We start from the raw sequence: 15,882 nt of genomic DNA, 5'->3' as shown, positions 1-15,882 counted from the left end.
CACTTTAGTATCAATATCGTCAGGTAATGATGTGATGCGCGTTGCGTGGGCGCAGGTGGGCCGTGTGCTGGCGATGGAGGATTTCCCGCAGCGATTGCTCGATGGTCTCCGACATGGCGTTGAGCGCGAGGTCGTTCGGCTCCAGTCCGAACGGCTCCTCGATTTCGGCGCTGACCGCTTCGAGCGCGAAGAAGGTGTACGAGAGGAAGGCCACGACCACCGGCGTCATCGGACCGATCGAATCGACCAGACCGAAGGGCAGCAGCAGACTGTAGAGATAGGTCACGCGGTGCAGGATCACACCATAAGTGAACGGAATCGGCGTGGTGGCGATCCGCTCACAGCCGCCGATGGCTTCGCCGAGCCGATCCAGATGCATCTCCATGACCTGTGCAAGCGGCGCTTCGATCTGCCCGCGCGAGCGGCGTTCCCGGAGCCATTCGCCCGCCATGAGCAGGATCGCGATGGGCTTGAACTGCTTGCGGGCAAGGCAGGCCACGTCCGCTTTGCCGAGCAGCCGTTCGAAGTCGGCCTGTGGGTCCGTTCCGCGCAACTGATGACGCATGCCATGCACGAAGGCGATGAGATAGGCGACGAAGCGCGACGAATCCGAGGTATCGGACACCAGTGTCATCGACTGGCGGGCCAGCGCGCGCGTCTCGTTGAGCACGCTGCCCCAGAGCATCCGGGCTTCCCAATAGCGGGCGTAGCTCGTGGTATTGCGAAAGCCGAGGAAAATCGCGAGCGTGATGCCGATCAGCGAGAACGGCACGAACGTGAGCGGAATCTTCCATTCGAAGACGCGTCCGTGGGCCAGCGTGACGGCGATCGAGATGAGGGTGGTGAAAATGAGCTGCGGGGCAATCTTGGGAACGATCGAGCCGCGCACGACGAAGAGCATGCGCAGCCAGTTCAGATTGGGTCGGACGATCATGGGGGAATGGAGGCGCTCGCAAGCGCGGAAGGACTGGCTGTGGGGGAAGCCGTTGCGCCGGGATGATACGCCCATATCGGCCGGTTTGAAATGGTTGCAACCGATTGCAACATCGCTGTGCGCCGCCCGGACGGCTGGCGAAAATCGCATTACGCCGCCTTGGCGTACACCAGGACTCAATAACGATCATGAACGTCCCATACCTCACGCCTCACACCGCCGGGGGGACCGGCAAGATGCGCGGACTGGCGGCCATCGCGCTGCTGACCGGACTCGCCGGCGCGCTCGGCAGTCTGTCGGGCTGCGTGGTCGAACCGCCGCGTCAAGCGCCTGCGGCGCGCGTCATCGTGGAGCCGGACCCGCATACCGTGGCCGTGCAACGCCGCGAGCAAATCGACCGCCGTATCGGCAATGAATCGCGCGACATCGACAATCACGTCAACCACGGCTATTACCCGCCGCCGCGCGGCAATGAGTTGCACCGCCGCCTTGGCGCCATTGCGCAGGAAACCCGCGACATGGCCGCGCAACACGGCGGTGGCCTGTCGGGCGACGAGCAACGTGCCCTCAATCAGGAACTCGACCAACTGCATCGCATGATCGCCGGCTGACGTCGACACGGCTGCCGCGATCCGCAAAGACAACGCCCGTCGGCCGCTAGCCGACGGGCGTTTCAATGGCCTTGCCGGACAACCGTTACTTCACGGCCAATGCCTGCGCCAGCGTGACCGGATCCTGGAAAATGCTCGAGAAGTCGAGCGCGCCGTGCCCGTTGGCCCGATGCACCTCGAAGATGCGCCGCGCCAAATCGCCGAGCGGGGTCGCCACGTCGCCGGCCACCGCCGCCCCGTGGGCGAGACGCAAGTCTTTCGCCATCAGATCGGTGGCAAAACCGCCGGTGTAACCGCGCGACGACGCCGCATTCTCCATCACGCCCGGACACGGGTTGTAGACCTCCAGCGTCCAATTGCGCCCGGAGCTCTGCTGCATAACCGCCGAGAGCACCTTCGGGTCGAGTCCGTTGGCGATCCCCAGACGCAGCGCCTCGCTCGTGCCCGCCATCAGAATACCCAGCAGCATGTTGTTGCACAGCTTGAGCGTCTGTCCCGCGCCCAGCGGCCCACCGTGATGAATCGCTCGTCCCATGTTGCCGAGCAGCGGCCGCATGCGCTCGACGAGCGCTGCATCGCCGCCCACCATGAACGTGAGCGTGCCCGCGGCCGCCCCCGCCGTGCCGCCGGAGACCGGCGCGTCGAGCAACGGCGTGCCCGGACGCGCGAGCGTCGCCAACTGGCGCGGAATTTCCGGCGGCACCGTGCTGCTGTCGATCAGCACCGCGTCCGGCGCGGCGTGCGCGAGCACACCGTCCGGACCATCGTACGCCGCGAGCACGTGCTCGCCGGCGGGCAGCATCGTGATGACCACCTGAGCGTTTCGCACGGCGTCGGCAATCGAAGTGGCCGCCGTGCCACCGGCCGCCGTGAGTCGCGCGAGCGCCGCGTCCGACAAGTCGAAGCCGCGCACCGCGTGCCCCGCCTTCACCAGATTGGCCGCCATCGGCCCGCCCATGTTGCCGAGCCCGATGAAGGCGACACGCCAGGCGTCTTGTTGCGTTTCCGTAGCCATCGTCTGTCTCCGAATCTTCGAAAGAGTGGTGCGCGTTACTTCAACGTGATCGTCGTGTTCACGCCCGCCGGGCCCGTGCCGCGCGCTTGCCAGCGTGCCGTCACGGTCTTGGTCTGCGTCCAGAACAGAATCGCTTGTTTGCCGTTCGGCCCCAGATCGCCCAACTTCGACGCACGCGACCCGGTGAAGCTGAACCAGGCGACCGGCACCGGAATCGGCAGGTTGATCCCGACCTGCCCAACGTCGATCTCGTTCTGGAACTGACGCGCCGCCCCGCCATCCTGCGTGAACAGCGCCACGCCATTGCCGTTGGGATTGGCGTTGACGAAGGCGATCGCTTCATCGAGCGTATCGACGCCCGTCATGCACAGCACCGGTCCGAAAATCTCGTCGCGGTAGATCGACATGTCAGCCGTGACATCGTCGAAAATCGTGGGGCCGACGAAGTTGCCGTCGGGCGCTTCCTTGACCGTGTGGCCGCGGCCGTCGAGCAGCAGTTTCGCGCCCTCCTCCACGCCCGCGCCAATGAGCTTCTCGACGCGCGCACGCGCCTGCTTCGACACCACAGGGCCGAGATCCGCCGTGCGGTCGGAGCCCGGACCGACCTTGAGTGCGCGCGCACGGGCCACCAGCTCAGGCACCCACGCGCGCGCCTCGCCCACGAGCACCGCCACGGACGTGGCCATGCAACGCTGCCCCGCCGCGCCGAACGCCGCGCCCAGCAGATGGTTGATGGCCTGCTCGCGATCCGCGTCGGGCAGGATCACGCAGTGGTTCTTCGCGCCCATCATTGCCTGGCAGCGCTTGCCCGCCTCCGAGGCGCGACGATAGATATGCGTGCCAACGTGCGTCGAGCCGATGAACGACACGGCCTTGATGTCCGGGTGATCGCAAATGCCGTTGGCGATGTCCGGCCCGCCGTGCACGACATTGAGCACGCCCGGCGGCAGGCCGGCTTCGAGTGCGAGTTCGGCCAGGCGCAGCGACGCGCTCGGATCCTGCTCCGACGGCTTGAGCACGAACGTGTTGCCGGTGGCCACCGCCAGCGGGAACATGAAGCACGGCAGCATCACCGGGAAGTTGAACGCGGTGATCCCGGCGCACACGCCCAGCGGCTCGATCAGCGTGTAGACGTCAACGCCGCCCGCGGCGTTCTGCGCGTACTCGCCCAACTGTAGCGAGGCAATCGAGCATGCGTGCTCGACGACTTCGAGGCCGCGCCCGACTTCGCCTTCGGCGTCGGGCAACGTCTTGCCGTGCTCGCGCGTGATCAACTCGGCGAGTTCGCCGGTATGCTCTCGCAGCAGTTGCTGAAAGCGCAGCATCACGCGCATGCGGTTGGCTTGCGACGTATTGCGCCAGCCCTTGTAGGCCGCCTTGGCCGACGCCACGGCGGTATCGAGTTCCTCCGTCGTGGCAAACGGCACGCGTGCGACGACTTCCTGCGTGGCCGGGTTCACAACGTCGCGCCACTGCGAGGACTTCGACTCGACGCGCTTGCCGTCGATCAGCAGCGGAATGGTGGGTAGGGACATGACATGCTCTCCTGATGGAAACGAATGCGAGGATTCGGGGGCGAAAAGACTGCGAATGACTTCAGAGTTCGGTGGAAGGCGGGCCGCGGTGAGTGAGCGCGCAGCGCCGCCGGCAATTACAAGATAGGCAATCGCAGCGAGGCCTGCGCCGCGACGATCCCGTGACGATCAAGCGTCACTCACTTCGCCGCCGTGCTCGTCTTCACGAGCGAGCACGTCGATTTCGACAACGGCTGGAAGGCTTGCGTCGCGGGCACCGTGGCGACCTTGGTGTAGTAGTCCCACGGGCCTTTCGACTCGGCCGGCGACTTTACGCGGAACAGGTACATGTCGTGGATCACCCGCCCGTCCGGACGAATCGAGGCGTTGTGCATGATCGGATCGCGAATCGGCATTTCCCGCATTTTTTGCGCGACCACCTTGGCATCCACGCTCTGAGACGCCGCTACCGCACGCAAGTAATGCAGCACACTCGAATACACGCCCGCCTGCACCATCGTCGGCTTCAGATCCTTGTACTTTTTCTGGAAGCGGGCCGACCAGACACGCGAGGCGTCATCCTGATCCCAGTAAAAGCCATCGGTAAACAACAAGCCCTGCGCCGTGTTCAGGCCGAGCGCATGAACATCCGACAAGAAGACCAGCAGCGCCGCCAACTTCTGCCCGCGTTGCACAATGCCGAATTCGCGTGCCTGCTTGAGCGCGTTGACGGTGTCCTGCCCGCCGTTGGCGAGCGCCACGACCTGCGCCTTCGAGCTTTGCGCCTGCAACAGGAACGACGCATAGTCGGACGCATTGAGCGGATGTCGCGACTGTCCCAGGACCGTGCCGCCGAGCGTCTTCACGATATCGGCGGCGTCTTTCTCCAGGGAGTGCCCGAAGGCATAGTCGACGGTGATGAAGTACCACGATTTGCCACCGTCGCCGACCACGGCGCGCGCGGTTGCCGCCGACTGCGAGTAGGTGTCGAACATCCAGTGAAAGCCCGTGGGCGAACAGTCTTCGTTCGTCAGTCGCGTGGTCGCCGGCCCCGAGAACAACGTCACGCGTTGCTTGTCCATGGCGATCTTCTGCACCGCCAGGGCGGCCGCCGAGTTCGTGAGATCGGCAATCGCATCGACATTGTCGCGATCAAACCATTCCCGGGCCTTGTTGGCGGCGACATCGGCCTTGTTCTGGTTGTCGGCCGACACCAGGGCAATCTTCATGCCCTTGCACTCGGCCGCCAGACAATCATCGATCGCCATTTGCGCGGCCGCGACCGAGCCGGCACCGCCCATCGCCGAATACGGTCCCGACATGTCGGTGAGTACGCCCACCTTCACCGGGCGATCCGGCAACTGCGCCATACCCGCCACCGACATCAACCCCAAGCCCGCACCGAATCCCAGCGCGAGCAGCCACGGCTTGATCTTCATCGCTTCGTCTCCTTCAGGTCTTTTATGCGTTCGTCGTCGCCGTCTATGCGCGGCGCTCATGAATTGTATTTGTGCGAATTTGCTTTACATAGCGAATATATGCATCTACTTTGTGCATAAATACACATAGGAGGTTGCGCAATGGTTCGCACCGCCGCGGCACGACCGTCGGGCATCGCTGGCGCTTCGGGGGCGGAGCCGCGTCCCGACTGGGACGACTTGCGCTACTTCCTGGAGGTCGCGCGCACACAGCGCGTAAGCGCGGCGGCGCAGCGCCTGGGGGTCGATCACACGACGGTCTCGCGACGGGTGCGCGCGCTGGAGCAGTCGCTCGGCACGCTGTTGTTCGACAAATCGCGCAACGCGGGCTTTGCCCTGACGCCCGAGGGGCAGCAGCTCCTCGTCTACGCGGAGCAAATGGAGACCACGCTGCAATCGGCGTGCGAGCAGGTGGCGGGGCTCGGGCAAACGCTCTCGGGCCACGTTCGTATCGGCTCGACGGAAGCGTTCGGCACGTACTTCGTCACACCGGTCCTCTCACGCTTTCAGCGCGAATACCCGGCCATCGCCTTCGACGTGCTGCCGGTGCCGCGCTTCGTGAGCCTGTCGAAGCGAGAGGCCGACCTGGCGATCACCATCGAACGCCCCCAGCGCGGGCCGTATGTGTGCAGCAAGCTGTGCGACTACCGTCTGCAGTTGTATGCGACGCCCGGTTATCTCGCGCAATACGGCGATGTCGCGACGTTCGCGGATCTGTCCGGACGCCGGTTCATCAGCTATGTCGACGAACTCACGTTCAGCAAGGAGCTGCGTTATCTGGAGGACATCGTGCCCGGGGGCAACGTCGTGCTGCGCAGCACGAGCGTCATCGCCCAGTATCAGGCGGCGTTGCAGGGCGAGGCGCTGGCGATCCTGCCGTGCTTCATGGCCGCGCAGGATGCCCGGCTGGTGCCGCTGCTCGTCGACGATGTGGTCGTCACGCGCAGCTTCTGGATCTATTGCCACGAGGAATTGCGCTCGCTCAAGCGCATTACGGTGCTGTGGGATTATTTACGCGACGCCGCCCAGCGTAATGACGCCCTGTTGCAAGGCCAATCGGGGCAATTGCGGCTGGTCTGATGCCGATCAGCGAATCTTGCGTTGCTCGGCGTCGATCACGGCGGGAATGGCCGCGCGCATCGCTTCGATGAAGCGGCGCAGCCGGGCCGGATAGTACTTCGCATACGGGTAGAGGAGGTACATCGGCAAGGCCGTCGAGCGCCATGGCGGCATGAGTTGGATCAGGCGCCCCTGCGCCACGTCTTCGGCCATCAGCCATGCCGAACAGACCGCCACACCCAACCCGCGCAATGCGGCACTGCGCAATGCATAGAGGTTGTCCGTGCTCATGCGCGGATCGAATGTGACGCGGGCCGTCTCGTGCGTTAGTTCGTGCGTGAGCGTGATGTCGTTGCGGTAGAACGTGGTGAGCGAGAGCCACGGCAACGAGGCGAGATCCGAGGGATGCGAGGGCAGTGGATGTCCGCGCAGCACATCGGGCGACGCCACGACGATGCGCGGCACGTCGGTCAGCGAAATCGCCACGTTCGACGGGTCGCGCAGTTCGCCCACGTGAATCGCGCAGTCGATGCCTTCCGCAATGAAATCGGGCTCGCGGTCCTGCAAGAACCAATGCACCTTCATCCCGGCGTAGCGCTCTAGAAAGTCAGCGAGCGGGCCGATCATCATTTCCTGACCGAACGCGTGGGGCACGAGCACGCGCAAGGTGCCCTCCGGGTCGTCGCCGGTGCCGCGCAGATCGGCTTCGAACGCCTCCCAACTCGTCACCAGTTCCTTCGCCCGAACGAAGCAACGCTCACCGTCCTCGGTGAGCTTCATGCGATGCGTCGAGCGTTGCAGCAAGCGAAGTCCCAGCGAGCGTTCGAGCATCTGCAAACGCCGGCTGACGGTCGGCTGCGTGGTGCCGAGCAGCGTTGCGGCGGCCGACAGACTGCCAGCCTCGACGATGCGCACGAACGTCTGCATCAGCTCGACGCGGTCGGCGCCGCCGCCTCGGCCGGCGGGCCCATCAGTACCAAAGGCAGGGGGATGAAGGGGCTCTGTCATACGTGGCACGTATAAAGGTTGTACGGATTATAGGCCTACCACCGCACTGCACCAAGCGCGACACTACGGCCCGTACCTTGCTACTGGAGCCTCACCCCATGCGTTCTGCCCAGATTTCCAACGCCGCCGGCGCGACTCAAGCCGCCACGCGAGCACAGCCCGAGTTGTCTGCCCGGCTTATCCTGCTGCTGGCAACGGGCACCGGCCTGACGGTCGCCTCGCTGTACTACGCCCAGCCGATGCTGGGCATCATGACCGACGACATCCACGCCGCCAACACGACGGTCGGCTGGGTCCCGACGCTCACGCAGCTCGGCTACGCGCTGGGCATTCTGCTGCTGGTGCCGCTCGGCGACATTATCGACCGGCGTCGTATCGTGCTCGTCAAGGGCGCGATTCTCACGCTCGCGCTGCTGCTGGCCGCCTTTGCGCCGGGCATTGGCACGCTGCTCGTCGCGAGTCTGGCCATTGGGCTGACCGCGACGATGGCACAGGACATCGTGCCCGCCGCGGCCGCGATCGCGCCCGAATCGATCCGGGGCCGAGTCGTCGGCACCGTGATGACCGGACTGTTGTTGGGCATTCTGCTCTCGCGCGTGGTGTCCGGCTTCGTGGCCCAGAACTTCGGTTGGCGGGCGATGTATGTCGTCGCCGCCATCAGCGTGGCCGGTTTCGGCGTGGTGGCATGGCGCGGCCTGCCGTCGTTTCATCCGACGACGCAGATGACCTATCGCCAATTGCTCGGTTCGGTGGCCGGCCTGTGGCGTCGTCATCCGGCGCTGCGCCGGGCGGCATTGGCGCAGGGCCTGCTGTCGGTCGGCTTCAGCGCCTTCTGGTCGACGCTCGCCGTCATGCTGCACGACGCTCCGTTCCATCTGGGCGCGGCGGCGGCGGGGGCGTTCGGTCTGGCAGGCGCGGCCGGGGCGCTCGGCGCACCGCTGGCCGGTCGCATCGCGGATCGCAAGGGGCCGCAGATCGTCACCCGTCTTGGGGCGAGCCTGGTGGCCGTATCCTTCGCCGCGATGCTGTTAGCGCCCATGCTCGGCGCCCATGCCCAACTGTGGCTGATCGGTCTGGCCGCCATCGGCTTCGACCTGGGTGTGCAGGTCGCGCTGGTCTCGCATCAAACCATCGTGTACGGCATCGAGCCCGCCGCCCGCAGCCGCCTGAACGCTGTGCTTTTCGTCGGTGTCTTCATCGGCATGTCGATCGGCGCGGCACTCGGTGCGCAGGCATTGGCCCACTGGGGCTGGACGGGCGTCGCATCGCTCGCCACGCTGGCGGCCCTCGCCGCGCTCGCCGTGCGACTGTGGCCCGGCACGACATCGGCGCACTGACGCATAGCCCGCCGCTGACGACGACGGGACAAAGATACCCAGGCCGCTTCCCTCGGGAGGCGGCCTTGTCGTTTGGCGCGTTGGGTAATTAGGGAGCCCCGGGCGAGTGCATGGCGCCGACAACGCTCAGCCGGCGGCCTTTGCGGCACAGGCGCGCACCTGGTCGTACAAAGCGTCGGTATCGATGCCGTCCAGCCTCAGTCCGAAGCGTTCCCGCAGCACTAGCGCGAGTTGCGCCGCCGACGCGATGTCGGTTTGCGCCACGACGTCGCCTTGCGCCGAGCGCTCCGTCAGCGTGGTGTTGAGCAGCGCAATGCGTCCCAGCGGCAGCACACGGCAGACAATGAGCTGATTCCGGAAGATGGAATCGGGCGCGCTCGACGTATACCAATTGCCCAGCTTGTAGTCGATCCACTCGGCGGGCTTCGGCGCAAAGCGATAGACAGGCAACCACTTGTCGGCGGAGCGCACGCTCAGGCGGTACTCGCTGGGTGGCCCGCCGTCCTCCGTGCGAACCGTCTCCAGTCGGAACGTTTCCAGCAGGGTCGACTGGGGTTGCGCCGAATGCAGACGCAGCGGTGCCGTGAGCGTGACGGAGCCGAAACCTACATCGGCCAGCCAGGCCTCGCCGTCGAGATCGACGCGCAGCAGCATGTGCGTGAGCGGCGCTTCCCCATCAAACGCGCGCCCCCACACGACGCGGCCGATCAAGGGCGTGACCGCGAATCCGAGATGGGTCAGCGCGTTGGCGAACAGCGCGTTCTGCTCGAAGCAGTAGCCGCCGCGTCCGCCATCGAGCAACTTGGCAACGACCGACGGCAGATCGACGTCGACCGGCTGGCCACGAATCGGATCGAGATTCTCGAACGGAATGGCCAGCGGATGCAGCGAGTGGATGGCGCGCAGAACATCGAGCGTTGCTTCACGCGGGCCGGTGTAGCCGATGCGCTGAAAATAGCGTTCCGGATCGAAGGGATGAGACATGCCTGACGTCCTCTTGAGGGATGCGGACCTACGCAGAGCCCATACGTTAGCGCATCCGCCGCGTCTTTGCGCAATGCCGTCACGGCGACGAGGTGAGCGGGCGATCAGGCGATGCCGAAATTCGCGGATTTCGCACCGCAGTCCAAATTAGCCCGAACCGCGCAGCGTCGGTATAGTGGCCCCCATTGGCCGGCCGGGTATGCCGGCTGCTGCTATCCGGAGTCTGCTTTACATGATCGACATTGCGCGCGTGACGCGGGCGCTGGCTGAGCGCCACGTCCGTCCCGACCTTCGCCAACGCGACGCCCTCGCCGCGCTCACCGCGCTGCTGGGGACCGCCAGGCCGGCCTTCGACGGCGTGTACTGCTACGGACGCCCCGGGCGCGGCAAGAGCCTCGTCGTGGACGCCGCCTTCGCCGTCGCCGAGTGCGAGAAGCGGCGCGTGCACTTTCACGAATTCCTGCGCGACATCCATCGGCAACTCGTGCGCGAACCGGCATGCGACGACCGACTCTTGGCGGTGGCGAATCGCTGGCTCCACGGCGTCGCGTTACTGTGTTTCGATGAGTTTCACGTCCACGACATTGCCGATGCTTTCCTGATCGGGCGATTTCTCGACATCGCGCTGGCGCGGGGTGTGCGGCTGGTGCTGACGTCGAACTATGCGCCGCAGCAGTTGTTGCCGGACCCCGAGTTTCACGAGCGTTTCGAGCCGACCATCGCCGTGATTCTGCAACGCTTCGCGGTCGTGCATTTCGACGGCGCCACCGACTACCGCATGGGCGGCGAAGCGGCACGGCTACCGCGCTGGATCGCACCCCCCGACGAAGCCCGCGACCTCTTGCCGCTACGTTATGCCGAATTGGAGGGGCGACCCGCGTCAAATCCGTCGACGGTGACGATCGCCGGCCGTGCACTGCCGGCACAAAGCGCAGGCGCGCGCGTGCTGTGGGCCAATTTCGACGACCTTTGCGTCGCACATCGCTCGCATCTGGATTACCTTGCGCTTGCCGAGCGCTGGCCATCCTTGATCGTGGGCGATCTGCGCGTCGAACGGCTCCAGCGCCCCGACACGCTGCAACGATTCCTGTGGCTGATCGACATTTGTTATGACCGCCAACGCACGTTGCTGATCGCGTCCGACATGCCGCTCATTCCCGCGCTCGATGCGCTGCGCGACTGGCGCGATCTGTCGCGCACGATCAGCCGTCTGGCCGAGATGGGATCGCGCGATTACGAGCGCCGTACGCTCGTTCGCCCGAGCTGAGGGTCACACGACGCTCGCGATGCATTCCCGCAGCCATTGATGCGACGAATCGCGATGCACACGCTCGTGCCAGTACATCGAGATCTCGAAGCCCGGCAGGTCGACGGGCGGCGGCGTCACCTGCAACGCCGTATCGTCGCGAACGAGGCGTTCGGGGGCCATCGCCACCAGATCCGTGCTGGCGAGCGCGGATCGCAGGAAGAGAAAATGCGGCACGGACAGAACGACGCGCCGCGATGCCCCTAGCCTCGCGAGGGCATCGTCAGTGCTCGCATGGAAGCCGCCGCCGTCCTGCGACACAATGACGTGCTCCAGCTCGCAGAACTGCTTGAGCGTGGGCCGTCGTTTGAGCTTCGGATGCCCACGCCGTCCGACCAGAACATAGCGCTCCGCGAACAGGGCCTTGCGACGCAAGCCCTGTGGTGCGCCATCCGTTGTGTGAAACGCGATATCGACGATACCCTGCTCCGCCTGCCGGGCAACGCGCGACGGCGACAGATCGAAGACCGCCAGGCGCGTGCGTGGCGCCGCCGCTCGCAGGCGCTGAAGCACCGGCAGTACCAGGGTCGACTCCGTGTAATCGGTGGCGGCAATACGCCAGGTCAATTCAGCGTTGGCCGGATCGAAAGCCGCAGCGGGTGAGACGGCACGTGAGAGCGATTCAAGCGCATCGCGCAACGGCTCGCGCAGCGCCTCTGCGCGCGCGGTAGGGCGCATGCCACGCGGCCCCGGCAGCAACAGTGGATCGCCGAGCAAATCGCGCAACTTCGCCAGATGCACACTGACCGCCGGCTGAGACATGTACAGCCGCTCGGCGGCACGTGTCACGTTCTGTTCGGCAAGCAGAACATCGAGCGTGACCAGCAGATTCAGATCGATACGTCGCAAATTATTCATCGTTATACCTGGCATATCAGGAATTCATTTCCAATATACCTCCCGTGCGCCTAACCTGCATGTGTTCACTGAAACGAATGAACCCAATCGCAACGGAGTTTGAAAAATGAATGTACTGATTGTTTATGCCCACCCGCAACCGCGCTCGCTCAACGGCGCATTACGCGACTTTGCAGTGCAGCGACTCGAAGCGGCCGGGCACCACGTGCAAGTCTCGGATCTGTATGCAATGCAGTGGAAGAGCACCATTGACGAGGATGACGCGCCGCAACGCAATGCGAGCGAGCCGTTCCATGCGTCGCTCGACTCGAAGCATGCGTTTGCGAACGGCACGCAGCGCGCCGACATCGCCCGCGAGCAGGCAAAGCTGCGCTGGGCGGACACGGTGATCCTGCAATTCCCGCTGTGGTGGTTCTCGATGCCGGCGATCATGAAGGGATGGTTTGATCGCGTGTATGCCTACGGCTTCGCGTATGGCGTTGGCGAGCACTCGAATACGCATTGGGGCGACCGCTACGGCGAAGGGTCGATGGCGGGCAAGCGCGCAATGCTCGTGGTGACGACCGGCGGCTGGGACTCGCACTACAGCCATCGCGGCATCAACGGTCCCATTGACGATGTGCTGTTCCCGATTCAGCACGGGATGTTGTTCTACCCAGGGTTCGACGTGTTGCCGCCCTACGTCGCCTTCCGGACGGGACGCATCGACGCCGAGCGCTTTGCGCAGATTCAGCGCGAGTTGGGCGAGCGTCTCGATACACTCGCCACGACGGCGCCGATTCCCTATCGGCGGCAGAACCACGGCGAATACGACATTCCGGCGCTCACGCTCAAGGACAACGTCGCCAACGGACAGACGGGGTTTGCCGCGCATATCGGCTGACAGGGGGCGTGTCGTCGGATGCCACGGTCGGCGGGCGTTCGGCGGCACAAAGCATTGCGCGATGCGCGGAACACGCGTATAAGTGACAAAGAGAATCTCAAGTCTGACGCTTGTCCACACCGCGTCAATCTCCTCGATCCTTGCGAGATTCAATCAGTCGGTCGAAGCGAATTCGATCACTTCGCGAGAACCGACCTACGTCGTTTGATGAGGTGCACGGTCCAAAAGCGTTGCAGGCATCGACAAACCCACCCAACTCAATAGCCCATCGCTACGCGACCGATCTTGTTCGTGAGCCATGTGCGGGTATCTCAGGCCCGACGCGAAATGTGCGTCGGTCAACGCGGCTCGCAGTTATCTCATCCATGTCAGGAGCACGAATGCTCACGCTGTCGAAGCAGGCCATAGTCGCTGCCATTTATCGCGTCATTCGCAATGACGACCCCCCTTCGGATGCCATCATTAACGCGCTGCTGGCGCGTGAACTGGTCTGCCGAGTGGGCGAGCGCCTCGAATTGACGCCGTATGGCAGATCGTACTGCCGGTCCGCCTACGTCCCCGCCTGGTGCTGATCGCAACGCGGTAACGCGTTAGCGCCTTACCGCGACAATGCGGCCCCCATGGCCGCGGCCGGCCTCCAGGACATGCCGCACGTCAGCGTGTCGGCGTGTCAAGGTGTCTGCGCGCTCTGTCGGCACCCTCTGCCGGCCCCCTCTCTTTGCGGCCATCGGTGCTCCATGCACGATGCGCTCTCGCCAATCCATCTCCGCGCGCCATCTATTTTCCACGATCCCCGCTGGGATCGTCAGGTGAAACCACGGTAGCATGGCGGCCGGCCGTGCAGTATGCTCGTCGCTGGACGCGGCCTGCGGATTTCCAACTGCCGGTCGTTAATTCCTTCAAGGCAAACCACAGATCCGCCGACGTTCATGGTCACGCAAGACGACGAGATGCAATCTCCCGGTGTTTCAGCGAACGTCGAGAAGTTCTGGCACCCGCTTCAGGATCCCGCGTCCGTGAGCGAGGGACGAGAGATGTACGGCATGGCAGGGACGCCACAACTCACGGCGCTCTTCGCAGAGGTGCAACGCCACGCCGCAGCTATCGTCAGCCAGTTCCACGATGGACTTGCATGCCTGCCGGCGTCCCAGCGCATCCTGGATCACCTGACGCCAGCGGAAATGCGGTATGCCAAATCGCGTCAGACCCGCCGACTATGTGCACTTTCGGCCCCTGCGCTAACGGCTGCCGATCATCGTGCGCAAGCCATCAGGGCAGGGCGTACGCATGCCATTGTCGGTCTCAACTGGGAAGATCTGGTTCGCGCCCGAGGGGTCCTTGGCGAAGCCATCGTCAAGTACATCGATACAGCGGCGCATGGCGAGGCGCTATGCCTGCTGAGCCGGCGCATGAACCAGGATCTCGCCTGGCAGGCCGAGGCCTATCAGCGTCTGCAGATCTCCCGTCATGAGGTATTGCAGCGCGTCACGTTGCTGGCGTGGAGAACGGAAAGTTATACCGACCTGATCAGCCAGGTGGTCCAGATTCTGGGCGAACATGACGAGATCGCCGGCTGTGCGGTGGGCCGGCCAGATCGTCAGGGGGTGTTTCGCTTCGAATTGGCGGCTGGCGGCACCATTGAGCGCTATCTCGCCGGGATCGAAAAGACGGCGCCCATCACGGTGGGCAATTCGTCCGGCAGTCAGGGGCCCACGGGGCGTGCCTGGCGCAGCGGCCATGTGGTGCGCTCGCTCAATATTGCGAACGATCCGAAGATGGTGCCGTGGCGGGCCGCGGCCTTGCCGGTCGGTTTTCATTCCTGCATTGCGATTCCCCTGCACCAGCCGGGCGAACCCACGGCCGCCATCCTGAACCTGTACAGCCCCTTACCCGGCGCACTCACCGGGGCCGATCAGATTGCCTTCGTTTCCCTGTTGCAGACGATTCTGGGCTTCGCCATTGCCGGCACCGAGCGCCTGGCCGGCAATACCCGCACCGTGCCTTATACCGTTCGGCAGCGTTGGTCCAAGCTTCTCGGGACTGACGCGCTGAAGATCCACTATCAACCGCTGCTCGATCTCAAAACAGGGCAAGTGACCAAGGTGGAGGCATTGGCCCGCTTGCAGGATGGCGATCGCCTTCTGGCACCTGGCGAATTCTTCCCGGCCCTGTCGTCCGAGGACTTCCTCACGCTATACAAGCGCGGGCTCGAGCAGGCACTGTCGCAGCGCCGCCTCTGGCTGCGGGCGGGTTTCCCGCTGAGCGTCTCCGTGAACTTGCCATCGAGTGCACTCGGCGACATCCGCTATTTCAAAGTCACGGAGCGGGCGCTCAAAAAGAGCGGTGCCGCGCCAAACCAGTTGACGCTGGAAGTGCTGGAAACCGATGCCTTCCCGCTCGGCGTGGACGTATCGCACGAGCTGGCGAAATTCAAAGCCCTGGGGATCCAGTTGGCAGAGGACGATCTTGGTTCGGGATATAGCAGTCTGACGCGTCTGCGCGAAGTGCCGTTCGACCTGGTCAAGATCGACCGGGACATTGTGAGCGCTGTCGGTCGGGATCCCCTGGAGACCCTGCGCTTCACCTATCAGTTGATCCAGCTGGGACACTCGTTGAACAAGGCCGTCGTGGTGGAGGGCATCGAAGACGAGGGCATGCTCGAGGCGGTTGTGATTCTCGGCGCCGATATCGCCCAAGGGTATGCGATTGCGCGCCCGATGCCGGCCGAAGCGTTGACCGAATGGATGGCGTGCGTGCCGAGCGTGCCCGATACTCACGCGCCAAGTACCGTGCTGGGGAAGTTGGCGGTGCAGTTGCTGCTCGAAGCGCGCAATCGGTTGATGTAATGGCGGCTTCGTCCGACATGGCCGACATCGTCACTCGGCTTGCCCGGCA

General features: G+C 64.5%; 14 protein-coding genes. 7 read left to right on the top strand and 7 right to left on the bottom strand.

Annotation, left to right across the window (positions count from 1 at the left end; translation table 11 throughout):
* Positions 1 to 19 precede the first annotated feature (19 nt).
* Complete coding sequence (locus PCE31107_RS05955) at positions 20 to 934, bottom strand: bestrophin family protein (protein ID WP_150607155.1); 915 nt, start codon at positions 932 to 934, stop codon at positions 20 to 22.
* Between the two features lie 236 nt (positions 935 to 1,170).
* On the opposite strand from PCE31107_RS05955, the gene PCE31107_RS05950 reads away from it, so the two are divergent.
* Positions 1,171 to 1,545 (top strand): hypothetical protein, encoded by a 375-nt coding sequence (locus tag PCE31107_RS05950; protein WP_130026997.1) that lies wholly within the window; start codon positions 1,171 to 1,173, stop codon positions 1,543 to 1,545.
* 85 nt (positions 1,546 to 1,630) lie between these two features.
* Here PCE31107_RS05950 and mmsB read toward each other — a convergent pair whose 3' ends face one another.
* From mmsB to PCE31107_RS05935, 3 genes are all read right to left on the bottom strand, one after another.
* A complete protein-coding gene (mmsB, locus tag PCE31107_RS05945) occupies positions 1,631 to 2,560 on the bottom strand; it encodes a 3-hydroxyisobutyrate dehydrogenase (protein WP_130026998.1) in 930 nt (309 codons plus the stop codon).
* Between the two features lie 35 nt (positions 2,561 to 2,595).
* A complete protein-coding gene (locus PCE31107_RS05940) occupies positions 2,596 to 4,095 on the bottom strand; it encodes a CoA-acylating methylmalonate-semialdehyde dehydrogenase (RefSeq protein WP_130026999.1) in 1,500 nt (499 codons plus the stop codon).
* Positions 4,096 to 4,274: 179 nt separating this feature from the next.
* Entirely contained in the window at positions 4,275 to 5,513 is a 1,239-nt protein-coding gene (locus PCE31107_RS05935; protein WP_150607154.1) for an ABC transporter substrate-binding protein, read from the bottom strand.
* Positions 5,514 to 5,654: 141 nt separating this feature from the next.
* Between PCE31107_RS05935 and PCE31107_RS05930 the strand changes: the two genes are divergently transcribed.
* Positions 5,655 to 6,632 carry a LysR family transcriptional regulator gene (locus tag PCE31107_RS05930; protein ID WP_150607152.1) on the top strand — a complete coding sequence of 326 codons (978 nt, stop codon included), beginning with the start codon at positions 5,655 to 5,657 and terminating at the stop codon, positions 6,630 to 6,632.
* Positions 6,633 to 6,638: 6 nt separating this feature from the next.
* On the opposite strand, the gene PCE31107_RS05925 is transcribed toward PCE31107_RS05930, so the two are convergent.
* Positions 6,639 to 7,619, bottom strand: a complete 981-nt coding sequence (locus tag PCE31107_RS05925) for a LysR family transcriptional regulator (RefSeq protein WP_246181735.1) — start codon at positions 7,617 to 7,619, stop codon at positions 6,639 to 6,641.
* A 98-nt stretch (positions 7,620 to 7,717) separates the two neighbouring features.
* Here PCE31107_RS05925 and PCE31107_RS05920 point away from each other — a divergent pair, with 98 nt between their 5' ends.
* The gene (locus tag PCE31107_RS05920; RefSeq protein ID WP_150607149.1) at positions 7,718 to 8,956 is read left to right on the top strand and encodes an MFS transporter; all 1,239 of its coding nucleotides are present in this window, start codon (positions 7,718 to 7,720) and stop codon (positions 8,954 to 8,956) included.
* 126 nt (positions 8,957 to 9,082) lie between these two features.
* On the opposite strand, the gene PCE31107_RS05915 is transcribed toward PCE31107_RS05920, so the two are convergent.
* Entirely contained in the window at positions 9,083 to 9,940 is an 858-nt protein-coding gene (locus tag PCE31107_RS05915) for an arylamine N-acetyltransferase family protein (protein ID WP_150607145.1), read from the bottom strand.
* Between the two features lie 232 nt (positions 9,941 to 10,172).
* On the opposite strand from PCE31107_RS05915, the gene zapE reads away from it, so the two are divergent.
* Positions 10,173 to 11,207 (top strand): cell division protein ZapE, encoded by a 1,035-nt coding sequence (zapE, locus tag PCE31107_RS05910; RefSeq protein ID WP_150607143.1) that lies wholly within the window; start codon positions 10,173 to 10,175, stop codon positions 11,205 to 11,207.
* Positions 11,208 to 11,210: 3 nt separating this feature from the next.
* On the opposite strand, the gene PCE31107_RS05905 is transcribed toward zapE, so the two are convergent.
* Positions 11,211 to 12,104, bottom strand: coding sequence for a LysR family transcriptional regulator (locus PCE31107_RS05905; protein ID WP_217425188.1), 894 nt, complete (start codon positions 12,102 to 12,104; stop codon positions 11,211 to 11,213).
* Between the two features lie 106 nt (positions 12,105 to 12,210).
* Here PCE31107_RS05905 and PCE31107_RS05900 point away from each other — a divergent pair, with 106 nt between their 5' ends.
* The 3 genes from PCE31107_RS05900 to PCE31107_RS05890 all read left to right on the top strand — a co-directional run bounded on the left by PCE31107_RS05900 (position 12,211) and on the right by PCE31107_RS05890 (position 15,833).
* Positions 12,211 to 12,987 carry an NAD(P)H-dependent oxidoreductase gene (locus tag PCE31107_RS05900; protein WP_150607139.1) on the top strand — a complete coding sequence of 259 codons (777 nt, stop codon included), beginning with the start codon at positions 12,211 to 12,213 and terminating at the stop codon, positions 12,985 to 12,987.
* Between the two features lie 380 nt (positions 12,988 to 13,367).
* On the top strand, positions 13,368 to 13,559 hold the full coding sequence (locus tag PCE31107_RS05895; RefSeq protein ID WP_017234820.1) for a hypothetical protein: 192 nt from the start codon (positions 13,368 to 13,370) through the stop codon (positions 13,557 to 13,559).
* 357 nt (positions 13,560 to 13,916) lie between these two features.
* Positions 13,917 to 15,833, top strand: a complete 1,917-nt coding sequence (locus PCE31107_RS05890) for an EAL domain-containing protein (protein ID WP_150607137.1) — start codon at positions 13,917 to 13,919, stop codon at positions 15,831 to 15,833.
* Positions 15,834 to 15,882 lie beyond the last annotated feature (49 nt).

The sequence above is a fragment of the Pandoraea cepalis genome (assembly GCF_902459625.1).
GTDB lineage: Bacteria > Pseudomonadota > Gammaproteobacteria > Burkholderiales > Burkholderiaceae > Pandoraea > Pandoraea cepalis.
The sequence above is the reverse complement of the archived record's forward strand: the minus strand, read 5'-3'. Positions and strand labels throughout refer to the sequence as shown.